Annotated in this window: 18 protein-coding genes; 10 read left to right on the top strand and 8 right to left on the bottom strand. The window is 43.1% G+C overall.

What is annotated here, in order from left to right:
• The first annotated feature begins 13 nt into the window (after positions 1 to 13).
• On the top strand, positions 14 to 1,015 hold the full coding sequence (gene gntR / locus OCV56_RS19305; protein ID WP_086712623.1) for a gluconate operon transcriptional repressor GntR: 1,002 nt from the start codon (positions 14 to 16) through the stop codon (positions 1,013 to 1,015).
• A 109-nt stretch (positions 1,016 to 1,124) separates the two neighbouring features.
• On the opposite strand, the gene OCV56_RS19300 is transcribed toward gntR, so the two are convergent.
• The 3 genes from OCV56_RS19300 to OCV56_RS19290 form a co-directional block, all read right to left on the bottom strand.
• Entirely contained in the window at positions 1,125 to 1,907 is a 783-nt protein-coding gene (locus OCV56_RS19300) for a siderophore-interacting protein (RefSeq protein ID WP_086712624.1), read from the bottom strand.
• Between the two features lie 200 nt (positions 1,908 to 2,107).
• Positions 2,108 to 3,586, bottom strand: coding sequence for a peptide MFS transporter (locus OCV56_RS19295; RefSeq protein ID WP_086712625.1), 1,479 nt, complete (start codon positions 3,584 to 3,586; stop codon positions 2,108 to 2,110).
• A 415-nt stretch (positions 3,587 to 4,001) separates the two neighbouring features.
• Entirely contained in the window at positions 4,002 to 5,372 is a 1,371-nt protein-coding gene (locus OCV56_RS19290; protein WP_086712626.1) for an L-serine ammonia-lyase, read from the bottom strand.
• Between the two features lie 339 nt (positions 5,373 to 5,711).
• On the opposite strand from OCV56_RS19290, the gene OCV56_RS19285 reads away from it, so the two are divergent.
• Positions 5,712 to 6,578, top strand: coding sequence for a YdcF family protein (locus OCV56_RS19285; protein WP_086712627.1), 867 nt, complete (start codon positions 5,712 to 5,714; stop codon positions 6,576 to 6,578).
• Between the two features lie 4 nt (positions 6,579 to 6,582).
• On the opposite strand, the gene OCV56_RS19280 is transcribed toward OCV56_RS19285, so the two are convergent.
• Both OCV56_RS19280 and OCV56_RS19275 read right to left on the bottom strand, forming a co-directional pair.
• On the bottom strand, positions 6,583 to 7,260 hold the full coding sequence (locus OCV56_RS19280) for a hypothetical protein (protein WP_086712628.1): 678 nt from the start codon (positions 7,258 to 7,260) through the stop codon (positions 6,583 to 6,585).
• Between the two features lie 196 nt (positions 7,261 to 7,456).
• On the bottom strand, positions 7,457 to 7,720 hold the full coding sequence (locus OCV56_RS19275) for a putative hemolysin (RefSeq protein WP_086712629.1): 264 nt from the start codon (positions 7,718 to 7,720) through the stop codon (positions 7,457 to 7,459).
• Positions 7,721 to 8,090: 370 nt separating this feature from the next.
• Here OCV56_RS19275 and OCV56_RS19270 point away from each other — a divergent pair, with 370 nt between their 5' ends.
• From OCV56_RS19270 to OCV56_RS19250, 5 genes are all read left to right on the top strand, one after another.
• Positions 8,091 to 8,609, top strand: a complete 519-nt coding sequence (locus OCV56_RS19270; RefSeq protein WP_017059522.1) for an NUDIX hydrolase — start codon at positions 8,091 to 8,093, stop codon at positions 8,607 to 8,609.
• A gap of 231 nt (positions 8,610 to 8,840) precedes the next feature.
• Positions 8,841 to 10,604, top strand: coding sequence for an ABC transporter ATP-binding protein (locus OCV56_RS19265; protein ID WP_086712630.1), 1,764 nt, complete (start codon positions 8,841 to 8,843; stop codon positions 10,602 to 10,604).
• The gene (locus OCV56_RS19260; protein ID WP_086712631.1) at positions 10,598 to 12,382 is read left to right on the top strand and encodes an ABC transporter ATP-binding protein; all 1,785 of its coding nucleotides are present in this window, start codon (positions 10,598 to 10,600) and stop codon (positions 12,380 to 12,382) included. Before OCV56_RS19265 ends, OCV56_RS19260 begins: the two co-directional genes overlap by 7 nt.
• 233 nt (positions 12,383 to 12,615) lie before the next feature.
• Positions 12,616 to 12,882: a hypothetical protein gene (locus tag OCV56_RS19255; RefSeq protein WP_086712632.1), complete on the top strand. Its 267-nt coding sequence runs from the start codon at positions 12,616 to 12,618 to the stop codon at positions 12,880 to 12,882.
• Positions 12,883 to 12,980: 98 nt separating this feature from the next.
• Positions 12,981 to 13,415, top strand: coding sequence for a hypothetical protein (locus OCV56_RS19250; RefSeq protein WP_086712633.1), 435 nt, complete (start codon positions 12,981 to 12,983; stop codon positions 13,413 to 13,415).
• Positions 13,416 to 13,492: 77 nt separating this feature from the next.
• Here OCV56_RS19250 and OCV56_RS19245 read toward each other — a convergent pair whose 3' ends face one another.
• Positions 13,493 to 13,960, bottom strand: coding sequence for a cytochrome b (locus OCV56_RS19245; protein WP_228761195.1), 468 nt, complete (start codon positions 13,958 to 13,960; stop codon positions 13,493 to 13,495).
• Positions 13,961 to 14,284: 324 nt separating this feature from the next.
• Between OCV56_RS19245 and OCV56_RS19240 the strand changes: the two genes are divergently transcribed.
• Positions 14,285 to 15,124 (top strand): tetratricopeptide repeat protein, encoded by an 840-nt coding sequence (locus OCV56_RS19240; protein WP_086712635.1) that lies wholly within the window; start codon positions 14,285 to 14,287, stop codon positions 15,122 to 15,124.
• Between the two features lie 161 nt (positions 15,125 to 15,285).
• Positions 15,286 to 16,539 (top strand): peptidoglycan DD-metalloendopeptidase family protein, encoded by a 1,254-nt coding sequence (locus OCV56_RS19235; protein ID WP_086712636.1) that lies wholly within the window; start codon positions 15,286 to 15,288, stop codon positions 16,537 to 16,539.
• A gap of 149 nt (positions 16,540 to 16,688) precedes the next feature.
• On the opposite strand, the gene OCV56_RS19230 is transcribed toward OCV56_RS19235, so the two are convergent.
• The gene (locus OCV56_RS19230; protein ID WP_086712637.1) at positions 16,689 to 17,009 is read right to left on the bottom strand and encodes a heavy metal-binding domain-containing protein; all 321 of its coding nucleotides are present in this window, start codon (positions 17,007 to 17,009) and stop codon (positions 16,689 to 16,691) included.
• Between the two features lie 24 nt (positions 17,010 to 17,033).
• Positions 17,034 to 17,981 (bottom strand): LysR substrate-binding domain-containing protein, encoded by a 948-nt coding sequence (locus OCV56_RS19225; RefSeq protein WP_086712638.1) that lies wholly within the window; start codon positions 17,979 to 17,981, stop codon positions 17,034 to 17,036.
• 91 nt (positions 17,982 to 18,072) lie between these two features.
• Between OCV56_RS19225 and OCV56_RS19220 the strand changes: the two genes are divergently transcribed.
• On the top strand, positions 18,073 to 19,083 hold the full coding sequence (locus OCV56_RS19220; RefSeq protein ID WP_086712639.1) for a DMT family transporter: 1,011 nt from the start codon (positions 18,073 to 18,075) through the stop codon (positions 19,081 to 19,083).

Genomic DNA, 19,083 nt, shown 5'->3' with positions numbered 1-19,083 from the left:
ACAATTAAATACTATGTCGAATAAGAAAAAACGTCCTACATTACAAGATGTTGCCAACTTAGTTGGTGTCACCAAGATGACCGTTAGTCGCTGTCTTAGAGATTCTTCTCAAGTATCAGAAGCGCTACGAGACAAGATCAACGCCGCAGTCGACGAGCTCGGTTATATCCCTAATCGTGCGCCGGATATCCTTTCCAATGCTAAAAGTAATGCTATCGGTGTTCTCGTTCCCTCGTTAACTAACCAAGTTTTTGCCGAAGTTATCCGTGGCATTGAGCAAGTTACGGCGCCTGCGGGCTATCAAACCATGATTGCCCACTATGGTTATAGCGCAGAACTGGAAGAGCAAAGTATTGCTTCGCTGCTCTCGTACAATGTTGATGCGATTATTCTGTCTGAGAATGTCCATACTGATAGAGCGCGTAAGATGCTACAGACCGCTTCGATTCCTGTGATTGAGATTATGGACTCGGTATCACCAAGAATTGAACAAGCTGTCGGCTTTGATAACTTCGAGGCGGCTAGAGCGATGACCAAAACCATGCTCGACAGAGAACGCACCAATATCGCTTACTTAGCAGCACGTATGGATGAACGAACTCGCTTAAAAATGGCCGGCTACGAACATGCGATGCAGGAAGCTGACAAAACGCCTGTAACACTGCAAACGGAAGACGCTTCCTCATTTACTCTCGGCGCTAAACTGATTGGTGAGTTACTTGAGAAGCACCCTGAAGTGAATGGCATTTTCTGCACGAACGATGACTTGGCAATCGGTGCTTTCTATGAATGTGTACGCCGTGGTATTCAAGTACCAGAACAGATGGCGATTGCAGGTTTCCACGGGCACGACATCACAGTGGCGATGACACCTCGCTTAGCGACTGTGGTTACACCTAGGGAGCAAATTGGTAAAGTCGCTGCACAGCAAGTTGTGGCGCGTTTAAAAGGGAACAAAGACTGGATTGCCAAGCTTGATCTTGGTTACGAGATTGAAGTGGGTGAGAGTATTTAGTCCCACTCCTTGGTTTGCTCTCATCAGATTAAAAAACACCCTTAGCGATGTATTGATCGTTAAGGGTGTTTTCATATTTGGTCTCAAGACGGGCTATGTGGTGGCAGGTTTAGTCTGCTAGTGATTGAGCATCTTGTTGTTTGATAACCTTATGCCCATCTTCACTGACACCACGTTTCCAGTAGCTGCTGATGTAGATGTTCTCTTTCGCCACTTCTTTTTCGTTGCGGAAGTATTGTCTCAGTTCGCGCATGCTTTCAAATTCACACGCCGTCCATACTGAAACCTGCCCGTCTAACCACGTTAAGCTGCGAACCGTTTGGGATAGAGTTTCTGACGTTTGATCTTCAATTAACCAAGTGATCTTGATGCCTTCAGGGGCTTCAAGTATTTGCTTGTCTGCCGCTGAATTGATCTGAATAACAGCGTGACCTGCTGCGTCTTCTGGAAGTGTTTTTACCTTTGCGGAAAGTGCAGGAAGTGAGGTCATATCTGCCACTAAGAAGAACCAATCCGACTCAAGGTTCAGTCCTTGAATTAAACCAGGACCAGCCACTGAAATCGTGTCACCTACTTGTGCGTTCATTGCCCATCTCGCAGCAAAGCCACATTGCAAATCTTTAGTGATATGGCGAACGAAATCGACTTCGATAAATTTTTCTACAGGGTTGTAGTGACGAATGGTGTAGGTGCGCATGGTTGGCCGCTCGCCTTCGTTCAGCTGGCTCAAGTCGGTGGTGCCGAGCGGTGAGAATAGAAGCTTGATATAGCCGCCTACACATTCAGCTGGGTACTTACTTAATCCCTCACCGCTAAACGTAATACGCTGCATGTTTGGAGTAATGGTTGAGGTTTGAGTAACGGTTAATGTGATAGGACTAGGCTTGCTCATATAAGGCTCTCTTAGATTTTGATGCCCACATAATAATCCCGAACCAGAAAACACTCAATACTAATAATTATCATTTACTGTAATTTACACAAGTGCAATTTAATCAAAACTGTTCCGCTTATATCGCTAACTCTTATCAACAAAAAAGCCCTTTAGTAAACTAAAGGGCTTGATGAATAGCTTGCTGAATAACAGTGCTTTTAGCTGTTTGCTTCTTCTAGTTGAATGGTTTCATCAGCGGCTTTTGCTGCTTCTAGCATCTTACGAATAATGAAAGATGCAGCCATTGCGATACCTACCATCACCACTGCAAGAACAGTTAGCATTTGGAAGTAGTCACCGTAAACCGTTTGTACGATCTCTTGTGTGATTTCCTGACCTTTTTCTAGTGCAATAGACGTTGAGAATACGGCACCAACAATGCCTGATAGTGCGATAGCAACAGAGAACAAACTTACAGAGAAGTTCTCGATGTGCTTAGGTGCCACAGACAGGATGAAGGCTACAACCATGGAGCCTACAATCACTTCACCAAACGCTAGGAAGAAGTGAATCGCTAAGAATATTTCTGGGCGGATCAGAACATCATCACCAACTGTGGTCACTGCCATCGTAAGGATACCGAAAGCGATAGCCGTTAGGATGAAAGAGAAACCTACTTTGGTTGCGGTAGAGAAGTTGATGTTTTTCTTTTCTAGGTTTGAGAAGATACCCGCGATGATAGGGCCGGCAACCATACACCATAGTGGGTTCATTGCCATTGAAGCTTCAGGTGCGACAGGAATGAAGCCAAACAGATCGCCACGCATTGTGTTAATCGCTACCATTGTCATCGAAGTCATCATTTGACCGTAGTAGACGAAGAAACAGGTGGTAAGGAATGTGATGATTAAGATAGTGCCCATTTTCAGCATGTCTGATTTCTTCGATTTCAACATCAAAGAAACAAAGTAGACGATTGCTGCACCGCCAATTGCGTATACGATGTTTTGGCCAATATCCATGTTAGAGAACATGAAGAATACCAAGCCAATCATAGCGGTAGAAAGACCAAGGAACGCTGCCCAGTTTTTCGCGCTTACTGGTTGTTGATCGATCTCTGCACTTGCTTCAACAAGGCCCTTGCGAACAAAGATCATCATTAGAAGCGCAGCGCCTGCTAGAACAGCTGAAAGAAGGAAACCGCCGTGGAAACCAACAACAAGCACTAGCATTGGGAACAGGTATTGACCTAGCAGAGCACCAATGTTGTTTACTGAGTAGTTGATAGGGTAGCAGTTTTCAAAATCTTCTTGAGTTTTGAACGTGCGTTTGTAAAGACTTGGGTAAGAAGGAGACATCAAACCACGTGCATAACTTGCTAAAGCGATACCGCATAATGCCATAGGAACATTGGTTGCCGCTGCACCGAGTACCAGTAAAACATAACCACTTGCGAAGCCTAAAAAGGCAATGGTTAAAGAACGGTAAGCACCTAAAAATTTGTCGGCGATGAAGCCACCTGCGATAGCAAACAGTGGTCCGATTGCAGAGAAAGCACCAACGACCATCATGGTGTCAGCTTCATTGTAGTTCAGGTCTTCAAGGAAGAAACGAGTCAAGATCACCATGACGCCATAGAACGAAAGTCCAAACATCATTTGGCAGAACATCATTGATTTGTTTAATCTATTCCACATTATTTTATTCTCACATTAGTATTAATATGTAGTGTAATTACCCAATTATAATACCATTGCTAGTAATACATAAACTGAAACATCTATCCCAAACCGGACTTTGCGCGATATATCTTTTCTTATGAGTACATTCATATTTCTCATGAATGAAATTTGCAATGTTAGATTTTGCTAGTGGATGCTTGGCTGCGTGAAAATTAGCCACCTTCATTTGTGGTTAAGTAATGAACTATTAAAGAGAAATTTAGCGAAAGCCATCTGGTAATAACTTTTAAGTGGGTATCACTTTTAGTTAACGGTTGGGTTCTCGCCAATAAAAAAGCCAGCTTGGCAGCTGGCTGTATTTTGATATTGAAAACTAAGTTTACAAGAATGCCATCTCTAAAGAGGCTTTCTCCACTCGTGTGCTCGTCTGTTATTCACACGGTGGTGCCATGTGAATCACCGCCAAGCCACCTAAAGACGTTTCACGGTATTTCTTGTTCATATCTTTACCAGTTTGATACATGGTTTCGATAACCTTGTCTAACGAGATAAGACACTTGCTTGTACGTTTCAACGCCATGCGCGATGCATTAATAGCTTTCATTGCGCCCATAGCATTACGTTCAATACATGGTACTTGTACAAGACCACCGATAGGGTCACATGTCATGCCCAGTGAGTGTTCCATAGCGATCTCAGCTGCAATACAGATCTGCTCGTTACTGCCACCACGTAGGGCAGTTAAGCCTGCAGCTGCCATTGAGGAAGATACACCAACCTCACCTTGACAACCCACTTCAGCGCCAGAAATAGAAGCATTGGTTTTGTAAAGGATGCCGATAGCGCCAGAGACTGCCAAGAAGTCTTTAAGCTGCTTAGTGTCTAGTTCTTTGATGAAACGGTGGTAGTACATCAATACTGCAGGGATTACGCCGGCAGCACCATTGGTTGGTGATGTCACGACCTGACCACCTGCTGCATTTTCTTCACTTACAGCAAAGGCAAACAGGTTAATCCAATCCATGATCTCCATTGGATCGTTTTCAATCGAGGCATTCGCTTCCAGTTTTTTCAAAAGCGCAGGAGCTCGACGCGTTACTTCTAGGCCGCCATCAAGAATGCCTTCAGTGTCAAAGCCACGTTGCATACACAGAGACATCACCTTCCAAATTTGGTCGGCTTTCTGGTCAATTACATCCATATCTTGGAATGAAACTTCGTTGCGCAGGATTAAACCACCAAGGCTAAGCCCTTGTTGCTCCGATAGTTCAAGTAACTGGTCAGCAGAAGAGAAGGGGAACTCAACTTGTGTTTCTGCTTCTTGCTTCCCATTTTGTAGTTCATCAGCGGTCGCGATAAAGCCACCACCAATCGAGTAGTAGGTTTCCATATCCAGAAGATTGTCACTTGCATCAAAGGCTGAGATAGTCATGCCATTCTCATGCAGTGGAAGGTTCGTTTTGTGGAAGAGCAGGTCGCTTTCTACATCGAAATGAATTTCATGGTTACCGCTAACCAATAGAGATTTACCTTCAATCGCCTTACGCATTGCTTGGTTAGCACTGGAAATTTTGATGGTGTCGGGGCGGTTACCTAGCAAACCTAATAAGGTTGCTCTGTCTGTGTGGTGACCAATACCCGTCAATGATAACGATCCGTATAAGTCGATTTGAATACGTTTCACTTGCTTAAGCTGAGCATCAATTTTTTGGGTAAAGTTAAACCCAGCGATCATTGGTCCATTTGTGTGGGAACTGGACGGCCCAACCCCAATTTTGTAGATATCAAAAATAGACAGCATAGTAACTTCCTGTGAAGACGGTTCGATGAACGAACTCTGTGTAAAATTTGTATTTAGTTAGTGTCACTTCTTTGAGTGAACCGATTCTTGATTGAGCGTATTCATTGATTGAAAGGGCTCTTTTATCGACTAATGCTAATAAGCATAGAGCGATGAAATACAAGAGCGTGCTATGTTTGCTTTAAAAGCGACACGTCTATTCTTGTATTAGCTAAGATGTCGCTATCAATAGTGAGCATTATTGCGAGCAACATATAAGAATTTCAAAATACTTTTGTTAACAAGTATTGTATACATAATTCACTCCATCTAATCGCCAAAACGAGACTTGAACATAAAATGAGCATTAATCACCTCCTTATTGTGCTGGGTAAGCGACTTAATGAGAATAAATTGACTGATGAAGGAGTCAGTCGAGTTGATGCTTTGGTTGAGTATCTGGCGGTGAAAGCCAATCTGAAAACCGCCGTAGCATTTTGTGGTGGAGTGACAAAGGGGCAAACACTGTCTGAAGCCGATGCGATGCACCAATATTTTAGAAATCTTGAAAATCAGCGAGAACACTCGTTTCCGTTAGGGGCGATGTTACTCGAGCAGTATTCGACCAACACTGTTGAGAACATTCGGAACTTGGCCTCTGAGATGATTGCAAGCGGGCTGTTTACTCATGGGCAGAGTGTGCAGGTGACATTCGTTTCTAATGACTACCACTTACAGCGTATATTCGAGATTCAATCGTTAATGGACGAGCAAGGGCTACTTAAAGTTCTAGTCGAGAAGTGCTCAGCACTCGGCGTCGAGTTACAGATAGACCGGAAGTTGGATGCTCATGTCGCGGTGCCATATCCTCACCAAAGTCCTCAAGGGCAATTATTTTTATTGATGGATGTACTGACGACCTATCGAGTGTATCTTGAAGGTGTTTGTGCGGGTGTATTTGAGCGAGATTTGGAGTCGGTTAGGCGGGAGCCTGAAAGATTGTCACTGGAAGCACTGATAGCCGTAAAAGAGTTAGTCGGGCATGCATCTCACTGTGAAATTGTGGACAGCTTACTTCCAGTATTGGAGCGCTGTATCAAACAGACTTCAGTCGGTTGTGACATAAAAAAAGTCAGGGAATATCTAGCTCTACTAGATACTAACCTGACTTTATTGAATCGTTATTTAGACCCGGAATCGGATCACACACATCGCTGGTGGCGATAGGTGATTATTTATTTCTCGTGATGCCAGTAACGGTCTTTAAACTCGCAAAAGCAATCAGACTGTAAGCTAAAAGCTCTGTGCCTTCTTCTGCGATGGTCTTAACATTCCTTATATAATGCTCTTCCATTACGCCATGCCAAAAACTACCCATGCCAAATAGGCGAGAGAACACCAACAGTAGCATGACACCAGTTACTAGTAAGTTCATGTGTGGGGAAGCAAGAATAAGCGCAAGCTGGTCAATGGTTCGTTTACCATTTTTGATCGCATAGAAAATTGCGCTACCAGCAACCAATAGGGCAGGAACAACCCAAGCGCCATGTACGATCATGTCAAACCAATGATCTAGTTCTCGAATAAACATTACGGCAAAGAATGCACTGATTAACATTGCGGCATGTTTTACCTCAGGACGTTTTTTTGCGAGGAAAGTAAATGCGCCAGAGGAGAGGACTAAAAGAAGTTGCTGTAGCATTTCAGTGACTGAATTCTCACCGATACTGCCATTCAAGAAAACAAAATCAATGCGGATTGCTAGGTTGACCATTATACCAATTGCTAATACTACCAGTGCTGTTTGACAACGCTTGTAGATCACTTGAGAGGTCGATTGAGAAAGGGTGAACTCAGGGAGTTCAAAAGACATGTGAGTTTGCTCTTTCGTTTTAGAATGGTTTTTCATTTCAATTCAACCTGTAAATATTTGTAACAGGCCGGCATTCTATCGTCTTGGAATTTGATAATGTCAGAGAAATGTCAGGAATAAAACGGTGTTCAATTGGTATTTTCGTACGGTAAACCGCTGCCAATTGGCAGCCAGTTTACGTAATTGATTGAAATAAAAAGGGGGGAGAGGTTAGGTGATGTCAGAGGGAGCGTTATTCACTTTTAGCTTCTGATTCTTGCTCGTGATTATTTCTGTAATACTCCCACTGCTCAACACGTTGACCGTCATCGAATACGCAGTAAGTTGTGCGTTGATTGTTTTCAGTAACCGTGTCTAATTCACCATCCTGTTGAACACAATAAACCGCTGCTGGGTTAGCGACTGAAACACGTTGGCCTTCGCTATATTCCGCATAGTCGTTTGCACAACCGCCTAATACAACGACACATGCAGCCATCAAACCAATTTTCTTCATGTTTATCTCCTACGTGATAAGTCTACAAATGAATGCGTTAAGTTCTACAGAACCAAATGAGAAGCTCTATGAAATGAGTATATTTTAGATTTCAGAAAAGGTTGTCCTAATTTGGTCAAGATATTGAAATAGGTTGATATTTCGTTAGGTTTCGACAATTTTTGAGTGCTAGATCAAGCTAACTAGATCCAAGTTATAAATGGATCTTTCTTGTTTGCCGAGTACTCGTTTGAGGTTTACTGTGATTCGATGGCTATGCGCTTATAACTGGGATGTAGAGTAGGAATGCGGTCTGGAAGTCGATTGTGAACCTCGAATCTATTGATGATTATGGTATGATGCCGCCAAATTCAGTAGAGCAGTCAGAATCATGAGACACCTAAAAACAACCATCCACCCTGATATCGACCATCTAGACAATAAAACAGTCTATAAGCGCAACGCAGCCCGTGCGATTGTGTTAGATGGTGAAGACATTCTGATGCTTTATACAGAGCGTTATCACGACTACACCATTCCTGGTGGTGGTTTGGATGAAGGGGAAGATGTTATTGCAGGCATGGTTCGTGAACTGGAAGAAGAGACGGGTGCGAAGAATATTCACAGCATCAAGCCGTTCGGTATTTTTGAAGAGTTCCGTCCTTGGTATAAAGACGACGCGGATATGATGCACATGATCTCCTACTGCTACTCATGTAAGATCGATCGTGAGCTTGGTGAAACGGCCTACGAAGACTATGAAGTGAAAAATGGGATGAAACCGGTGTGGATGAATATCCATGAAGCGATCGCTCATAACGAAAAAACGATGGCTGAAAGTCCTAAAAAGGGCATGAGTATTGAACGTGAAACGTTTTTGTTGCATTTGATCGCGAAAGAAATGCTTTAGTCCTACTCAATAAAAGCCTGTTAAGTTATTTATTTGCCGCCACTTTTGGCGGCAAAGTTGTTTCTAGCAATGCAAAAATCCAATAGCGGAAACAAATTATTGAATATGGTTGATATTGTCAACTAAGTTATTTTGATGTATCTTTACCTCAGTGATGACCCTATCTAGCTTAATTGCAGGGTTATCATACCGCTAGATCTCGCTGTGAACCTGCCCTAAACAAAGAATACTATGACTAAAAGACAGTTTATTGCCCATTACTTGCGCATGAATCGCACCTCGTACCTGCTAGCGATTGTGTTCATTTTTCTCGTCAACTGGTTACAAGTAGAGATCCCTCGTTATATTCAATTAGCCATAGATTTAATTGATGATGCCTCTTCAACTGGTCATCAACAGCTTCAAACCTACGTTTGGATTGTGGTGGGTATGTCGGTCGCTATGGTTGTCGTACGGATCCTGTCACGGATCTATGCGTTGAACCCTGGGCGAATCACTGAGGCAGCGCTCAAAACGACACTGTTACAAAAGCTGAATCGTTTACCAAGTAGCTTTCATGAACGCTTCGCTTCAGGCCGTTTAATTTCAATCATCAATAATGACCTTGGCGGGATCCGATTGATGTTCGGCGTGGGCTTTTTGCAGTTCTTCAATGCGTTACTAGCGTTATCACTTACGCCCCTTTATATGTGGCGTATCTCACCAGAATTAACGCTTTACTCGATTATTCCTATCTCAATCGCTTTTGTGATTTTCCGAGTGGGCTTCAAGCGTATGAAAACGCTGCACTTAGAGCACATGAAGCGGCTGCAAAATCTATCTGCTCAGTTGATGAGTTACCTATCAGGGATTGATCTGATCAAGAGCCAACAGATGTCACCTTGGGTGAAGGCGGAAACTGAAAAGCTCAATCAACTGTTGCTTGAATGTCGTCTTAAGATCACTCGTATTCAAGTCTTCTTCATGCCGGTGCTCGATTACGCCAATGATCTGATGAAAATCATCATTCTTGGTCTGGGTGGTTTCATGTTGATGAGACAGGAACTCACACTTGGTGAGATAACCGCTTTCTTAACTTACTCGGTTTTGCTCGCTATGCCATTGATGCAGCTTGGCAGAATCGCCACCATTTATCAGCGTGGCATGGTAGGCATTCAAAGTGCACAAACCATTCTTAACGCCAAAGTCCCAGAGCTGGATGAAGATAGGCTCACTGAGTTAGATGTTGAATCGCTAAAAGGAAAAACGTTTTCCGTTCGCAATCTCAGCTTTAGTTATTCAGGTGAAGAGCGTCTAATTCTCGATGACATCAGTTTTGATATCCCAGTCGGCAAGAAAGTCGGTGTACTTGGTGGAATAGGGGCGGGTAAAACGACATTAGTGAACTGCTTGAACCATCATTTGGACGTTCCAGAGGGGGCGATTTTCCTTGGGGAAAAGGACATCACTAGCTTCTCACGCAGTGACTTGCGCCGTTATATTAAAACCGTGACTCAAGACCCTTACCTGTTTTCAGCAACCGTCGAAGACAATATCCGTTTTGGTAGCTTAGATACTGATTTGGCAAAGAGTCAGGTTGATGAAGTGCTAGAGCTTAGCCAGTTGGCCAGTGACGTGACGCGTTTTGAGCATGGCGATCAAGCCTTAGTTGGTGAGAAAGGGATCATGTTGTCAGGTGGTCAGAAGCAGCGCCTGAGTATTGCTCGGGCCTTACTACAACCCACCGATTTGATCATCATGGATAATGTTCTGTCTGCGGTCGATTATGAAACCGAAAGAAAGATCTTAGAAGGCCTGTTTAAACGATTGGAAAATCAATCGGTTCTTGTGGTTTCACACCGCGTTAATGCCCTTGAATATATGGATGAAATCATCGTGTTGAACGAAGGTAAAGTGATCGCGAAGGGCGACCACGCCACGTTATTGAAAACGTGCGATTACTATTACGATACATGGCAACTACAGCAGAATGAAACGGAGGCAGCAGCATGTTAAAAGGTGTTGATCTCAAGTATCTCAAGCACTTTTTTAAGTTTGCTAAGAAATACAAAGGCTCTGCGATTCTGGGTATCGCTATGCTTCCTCTTTCTGTCATCACGAGTTTGTTGTTCCCTTGGCTGATCATTCAAGTGATCGATGTTCACCTGAGCCAAGGGGATATGGATGGACTGCTCGAATACGTTTTCTATTTAGCTGCCGTGCTGGTGGCGAGCTATGTGGTGGATACCACCTATTCTTATAACCTGCGTAAAACCGGGCAATACACGATAACCGACATGCGCTCAGTGTTGTTTGCTCGCGTGCTTCAACTGCCACGTAGTTATTTTGATAACACACCGATAGGCGTAACGCTTTCACGATTAACCAGTGACTTGGAAACTATCGGCGAGACGTTTGTTCAGTCGGTAGTAGGGCTAGTTAAAGACAGTATTAATACCATTGCTCTGTTGGTGATGATGTTCTTTATTGACTGGCAGTTAACTATGATTGTGTTGATAATCATGCCGCCAGTGATGTACTTGACGGTGTATGTTAGAAACCGACTTCGTGCTTTATATAAGGTGACCCGTTCTTCGCTCGCTCGCGGTATTGGCTTCCTACAAGAAGTCTTATTTGGCATGAAAACCGTTCAGATGTACCGAGCGGAAGAACAAGTAGAACAACGCTATCAAGGCTATACCGATGAGTTTCTAACTGCGCAGAAGAAGATCAATAAATACGATGCGATTTTATTCTCGTTTATCTCTGGCATTACCTCGATCACTATCGCGATTATGATCTGGTATGGCTCTGAGCAAGTGATAGAAGGGGCACTCACTTTGGGTGTATTGATTGCGTTCATCAACACCTTAGAGAAAGTGTTTGTTCCTATCCGTGACTTTACCTCGCAGATAGCCTCGATTCAGAGTTCATTTGCAGCGTTTGACCATATTGAAGAGTTGTTTGTTGAACCGACCGAAGAGGAAGGGCGTAACCTGCTGCCATCTAACGAGGTTGAAAAACAGCTCGAACAGTTTGTGAGCCTTGAGTTTAAGAACGTGAGCTTCCGCTATAAAGACGACGCGCCGTACGTTCTAAAGAATGTCTCTTTTGTATTGGAAAAAGGGCATCAAATCGCGCTTGTGGGTTCGACGGGGTCGGGGAAGTCGACGATTCTGCGTCTGATCTCTAAAACCTACCAAGACTATGAAGGCAGCATTTTATTGAATGGAATAGAGCTGTCACAGATCTCAAGTGAAGACTCAGCTCATTTGTTCTCAATGATGATGCAAGACGTGCACTTATTTGAAGAGACAATCCAATTCAATATCGCGCTAGGTAAAACGCATTTATCTAGAACTGAGGTTGAACAGGCGGCGAGATATGTTTATGCCGATAGGTTTATTGAACAACTCCCTCTGGGTTATGACTTCCATTTGGAAAAGAATGGCTCCAACTTGTCTGTGGGGCAAACGCAGCTTATTTCATTCGCACGAGCGGTTGCACAGGGTGGTCAATTGATGATGCTTGATGAGGCGACCAGTTCGGTAGATTCAATCACCGAAGACCTTATTCAAAAAGCAATGCAGCGCCTTTTCAAGGAGAAAACCGTTATTGCGATTGCACACCGTTTGAGTACCGTTCGTCACTCGGATGCGATTCTTGTGTTGGAAAAGGGTGAAATTGTTGAGCAAGGAAATCATCAACAGCTGGTGGCACACAATGGAATTTACGCAGGGTTGTTGAAGGAAGCGATTGTCGAAACGAACGATTCTCAAGTTACTGTAGTCTGATTACCTCAAATCAAGCTGTTGTTTTTAATGAGACGAATTGGTCTTGCTTATGCTTCATCAGTTTCTATTGTTTCCTTATATTCCCAATAGGTTAGGGAAATAAAACATATTTTACGATCATTAATATGTTATGATCTCTTTACTACTAAAGGGGTGCCTTTGGGCATCGGGATGTATGCGAGCAAAACGTAAGTGCTTGTGTCAGTCACTTTCTGGCGAATATGGAATCGAAAATGTTGTTGGAAGAAGTTGTAGAAATTATCGAATTAACCGACTCAGACCATTTATCTCAAGCAATGGAACTGTTTAACGAGCATGGTTTTGTTGATGCTGAGTCTTTGCCTTTTATGAATGTTGTTTTTGAAACAGCACCAGATCAACTTGCGCAGAAGTTGTCACAGATTGGTTTTAAAGGTTTAGTACAAATCGAAAAGAATGAAGATGCATCGGGCTTCACTATTATTGATGCTGACCGCGTTCTGCTAAAAGACTCTGCTTAGCTAAAAGACTCTTCTTAAGTACAAGAATAAGATTTAGCTTAATAAAAAGACTCTATCCAGTTCAGTAACACCCGTTATGATTATTTGAGGTTAATAAAGTGACAACAGCTACCGCTTCAGCAACAGAACAACATATCTCCAATGAACATGCACTCTTGGGAGCGTCGTTACTAGCGTCTCAAAAAGTAGAATTAGCTCTGTTCAGTGTGATCTCTAAATTAGCTAAAACCCTATCAAAAGAGCAGCAACAGTCATTAGGCTTAGAGCTGGATACCTTTTTAAGGGAGAAGCCAAATGATCAAGCCTCTACGTTGGGCTTATACGAACAAACGTTTGGTGAGCAGCTTCCTTTGAAGACAAATGAACTCAATGATTTTATTTATCATCGAAACTTGGTAACTCGTGGCTTTTGGCGTGTGACAGGGGCTGATGTTAAGGGCGGCGAGAAGCTTGCTAACCCAGAACTTTATTTAAAAGAATTCTTGGCTAAGTGTGAATATTGGCAAGTGATGCTTGATACTCAAACCAAGTAAGCGAATTGAAATAAGAAAGCCATAGCGAACATGCTATGGCTTTTTTGTTTGTGCAATCCGTCCTGAGTTCTTTGAATCTAGAGCATCATCTTCAATACATAGTTCCTAGAGACAAAGTGGTGTTTAAGTGCAGCACTAATATGCAGAATAATTAAACAGGTAAGGGCAATACAACTGGCACGATGTAAATAGAAAAAGAAGTCGTTGATCGCAGGGTCGGTAATTAGATTATTTACGTTCACCAACCAAAATAAAGAGTAAGGCTCTTTTAGCATCAGGTAACCGGTACTGAAAACCATAAACATCACAAGATACATCAAGGAATGTGCGAGCTTAGCAATGCATTTCTGCCCCTCTGGTATCGAGGTGGGCATAGTTGGTGAAGATCGAAAGTGACTCCAGATATAACGAATCACGAGTAGTGGTGTTGCAATGGTCGCCAATGACATGTTGAGCACTGACAGAAAAGAAAACAGTTCTGGATGACTGGTGACATAATGCATCACATACCCTGCGATTGTTGCGTAGATGATTACAGAAGCCATCACCCAGTGCAGTACACGGCTTACTAAATCGTATCGTGGATTATTCAAATTAACCTCGCTCTGATCGTTATTAATATAAGATTCATCTCGATGCAATAAATCGATTTTTGGTATATTCGCATCGCGAATTAATTATATAGAACAGTATTACGCGGTATTTTTATAATTTAGAAATTAATGATGTTGCTTCAGGTGTTTTATAATTATCAATGATGTTTTAGAGTGTTAATTCCAATCTGGACAAGGCAAACTTGTCGACTTCCTAGCTTGTATGCCTATTACGAGATACAGTTAGCATAAATATGAATATATAAGGAATGTATAATGCTTCGAATCTTATTGATTGCAGTTATCTCAGTGTTCAGCGCGATGAGTTTTGCAAGCGAACAGGTTAAGTACTCGGAACAAGAGTATTTGGATAGACCGCTGATGGAACGCTATATCTTGGATGAGTTGAAGCAACTGCGAATGGAGCAGCAAGATCTTGAAAGACGCTTAACCATTCAGATGACAGACCGCGAATTAGCCGTTGCGGACAAATCTCTCAACTATGCGAATGTAACCGTTACCTACTTCTTCTACATTATTGCCGGTGTTGCTTCTCTAATTGCATTGGTGGGTTGGCAATCGCTCAAAGAGTTGAAACACACCACCAAAGAGATGGCCGACCAGCGACTCAATTCGATTGCTCAAGAGTACGAGAAGAAGTTTAACGTTCTTGAAAGGGACCTTAAGCGTAAGACTCGAATCATCTCAGAGAACAATCGAGAAATCGAAATCATCAACGAAATTCATAACTTATGGTTAAGAGCTCAAAATGCTCAAACTGCTGAGCAGAAAATTGAAATCTATGATGAGATCTTAAAAGTCCGTCCGGGCGATTTAGAAGCGCTAACTTACAAAGCCGACGCAGCAATGGATATTCAGGAATACCACTGGGCGATGAGCTTATGTAATCGAGTGTTAGAAGTGGACGATCAAAATGCTCACGCCTTGTATCAACGTGCTTGTGCTTACGCTAGGCTAGGAGCAGAAGGGCAAGCTATTGATGATTTAGAACGTTCTGTCGAAGCCAGTGGCTCAATGCGAGAGCTATTAGCTGATGAACCTGATTTTGAGATGTTGCGCGGCTTAGAACGCTTCGAAGCACTTCGCGAAGAGTAACGTTAGGTAAAGAGTGGTGTTAACTAAGGTGATGGGCTTCGCACGCCCACCATATTTTCACACTTACTGCGCTGCGGTTTCTTACATTTCATTTATTTTTTTGTTTTAATTGTTATGTTATAACACTTTCTAAGTTCCTTGTTATAACCGCTAAGTATTTTATGAAGTTCCTCCGTATTGGCCTGATCATTACTGCTATCAGTGCCTTTTCCTTTGCTGCTTTGCTCTCTTTTCATTCCAAACCAGCACAAGAAATATCTATAAAAATAACACCTTATCAAGGCCCTCCAGCGACTGATGCAGAAGGTGTCGATTCTCAATTGAATCCCTCTTTGATTAAAGTCCATTACTTTGTGAAGGTAGGGGATACCCTCAGCAACATATTTTCGTCATGGCAACTGCCTTATGGAACCGTTCAAAAGGTGATGGAAGCGGATCTTGAGTCTTTGAAACTCGACACAATAAAACCTGGTGATCATCTAGAGTTGCTTCTGGATAGTGACTCCAAACAGCTTGTAGAGCTGATTTATCACGAGAGTCTGGTTGAGCAAGCGACCTTTACTCGAAACGATGATGGTAGCTTCACCTATAAATTCCACGAGATCCCAGGCAAATGGAAAGAAAAACTCTATACGGGTAGTGTCCAAGGGAGTTTTTCAACATCGGCATACAAAGCAGGGCTGACGACAGCACAGATAGCCAATATTACGCGCACGTTGAAAGATAAAGTTAACTTCGCTCGTGAGCTGAGAGCGGGTGACCGCTTCAATGTATTGGTCAAAGAGCAGTACACAGATGATCACCTAACAGGCAAAACAGAAGTTCAAGGTATCTCAATCCAGTTACGAAACCGTGAGGTGGCAGCTTTTCTAGCGCCAGATGGTCTTTTCTATGACAGAGAGGGCAATAGTCTAGAGCAAGCCTTTGATAGATACCCTGTCGACAGAAAATTCCGACGAATTACTTCATCGTTTAATCCGACACGAAGACACCCAGTAACTGGGCGAATCTCACCACATAATGGTACTGACTTTGCTACTCCTGTTGGTTCTCCGGTTTACTCAACGGGTGATGGCCGTGTTGTCGCGCTTCGTGACCACCCTTATGCCGGGAAATACTTGGTGATTGAACACAACAGCGTATATAAGACCCGTTATCTTCACTTGAGCCGCTTCTTAGTTAAGAAAGGGCAACAAATCAAGCGAGGTCAGAAAATTGCACTATCGGGTGCGACTGGTCGTATTACTGGCCCTCATTTGCATTTTGAAGTGTTGGTTCGTGGTCGCGCGGTCGATGCGATGAAGGCTAACTTACCGATGGCAAGTTCGATTATGCCTAAAGATAGGAAAGAGTTTTTGGCTCGAATGGCCTCTTTTGATGCCATGCTCTCTACGCCAGTTGAACGCGCGAGCTAGATATATTCAAATCTAACTTGGGCAATGCATACAAAAATGCCCCTTAGCTAGCGATTTGGCCAAGGGGCTTTTTTATAGAGAATCACATTATTGGTTTCCAGACTGCAAGGCTTGGTGGTTAGCTGGACTCAGAATCAACCAATAATCAATTAAGCAACAACCACCGCAGTACCGCTTGCAGACACCATTAGCATGCCGTTACCTGTGCCAAGCACTTCATAATCGATGTCGACACCCACGACGGCGTTTGCTCCGGCTTCAATGGCTTTCTGCTCTAACTCTTTGAATGCATAGTTTCGTGCTTTCTCGAGTTCCTTTTCGTAGGAGCCAGAACGTCCACCAACAAAATCACGAATACCAGAAAACATATCCTTGAATACGTTCACCCCTAAGATAGCTTCTCCGGCAATAACCCCTTTGTAGTCGACAATGCGTTTACCTTCGACAGATTGTGTGGTGGTAATGATCATAATGGCCTCTTGTAAGTAACGGTTCTATTGAATGTTATCGTTATTCTCTTCTTGTGTTCTATCGTTAAGCGTCATGTCTGAATTGGCAAATTCATGTCTTAACCATGTTCTCAGTTGTAGCACACTTTCTTGTTTTAACTTGTTTTTTGGGCAAACAAAATAGAAATCTTGGTGTGGGTTAGCGACTGGCTCGCCTAGCTCAACCAGCATGCCGTGGCTGATGTCATCTTTTACAAACAAGCGATGGGTGACTAATACGCCAAGTGAACGAATTGCGGCTTGTACTGCTTGAATCGATACATCAAAGGTTAGATTGCTGTGGAAACTGGGCAGCGGGATTTGATAATGGTCGCACCATACTTGCCAGTCGTGTTTTCGCCTTGGGTTAAAAACACCAATTGTAGGGTTCTGTTCGACAAACTCTTTGACGCTTAACTCTTTATTGTTCGTTAGTAGCGTAGGGCTACACACCAGAACCAGATCATCATCGCCTAGTTTTTCGCTGTAGTACCGCTCCCATTCATTGGGTTTGCCATGCACAAGAGCAATATCAACCCCCTCTTGCTCGATATCAAAAGGGCCCGTTAATGTCGAAATACGAATATCAAGTGACGGGGCAAAAGCTTGAAAGTCGGGGACGCGAGGGATCCACCAGTGCATGGCGAGCGAATTCACCATATTGAGGGTGATGCGGTGGTCATTGGGCGTCCTTGCTAGCTCTTCAGTCGCTTCTATCACCTGTTCTAATGCTGGAGCTACCTTGCGGTAATAACGTTTACCTGCGGCATTAAGGACAACACGGCGACCTACTCGCTGAAACAGAGGCTTATTGACCTGTTGTTCTAAAGACTTAATGGCCTGGCTTACTGCAGAGTGGCTGACATACAACACGCGAGCGGCATCGGTCATGCTGCCTGTTTCTGCAACAGCAATGAAAGCGTAAACGGATTTAAGCGGAACGAGCTTTTTCATTGGTAAGTTTTCCTTACAGTTATGGTTAATATTACTCGCTATTTTTAATTACGTCACGCTTCTAAAATAGACAGCATAGGAGGTGATAATTATGTCTGATATTACCAAGGCAACGACTTTCATGTTGTTGTCTACGTTCAGTTTGTCTTTAAGCGGTTTAGTGGCGAAGTATCTATCGGAAGCGATGCCTATTTCATTGCTGAGTTTTGTGCGTTTTTTCTTACCCAGCTTGCTCTTATTCTTGTTTCTTATCTTTTCTAAAATCAGCAAGCCGACAGGAAGTATGTGGAAGCCATTGGTCATGCGCGCGATATTCATGGTGGCATGTCAGTGGTGTTTTCTTACGTCGTTACAAACTTTAACGCTGGTGGAAGGTGTAGTGCTGTTTAGTACTGGGCCGCTATTTATTCCTTTGTTAGAAAAGTTTATGTTTGGTGCCAAAATTCATACAACAACCATATTTTGCTTAGCGATAACCTTTGTTGGTGTTCTGATGATGGCAGGGGATTGGTCGCAGTTTAAATTTGGCTCTGAGTTCTTGAGGCCTGAATTGCTGCTTGGTTTGTTGGCTGGAGTATTCAACTCAGCGTCACAAGTGAGCTTGTATCGCGCTTCTAAAACCAGTCTCACGCCTGCAGAGCTTAACGCTTGGACATTCTTAGTCGCGGCAATACTGGTTATCCCGATGTTGGTATTCACCTCAATACAAGGCGTTTCTGGAGTGCAAGCAGACTCAAGCATTCTTAATAGTTTAAAGACGATTGACCAAATCGGCTGGATTGGAATAGGTGCATTTGGATTGGCGTTATGTACTGTTAATACACAGATATTCCGTTCAAAGGCTTACAAGCTTGCAGAAAGTGGTTCTCAACTGGCTCCGTTAATTTTCACCAACATGTTGTTTAGTGCACTGTGGCAAGGTGTGTTTTTTGATGATGTATTTTCTACTCAGCAGTTAGTCGGTATTAATCTGATTGTCGCTGCGAGCATCACAAACACCTTGTTAGCGAAAAAGCACAGTAAAGCTGGGCAAGCAGCCAAGCCGACGAGCAGCTCCAAAGAAAGCTCGATGTTGGGTTTACAGCCAATAGTTAAGCGCTAA

This window comes from Vibrio gigantis, assembly GCF_024347515.1.
GTDB classification, from domain to species: domain Bacteria; phylum Pseudomonadota; class Gammaproteobacteria; order Enterobacterales; family Vibrionaceae; genus Vibrio; species Vibrio gigantis.
Note: the sequence above shows the minus strand (reverse complement) of the source record. Positions and strands in the feature narration are given on the sequence as shown.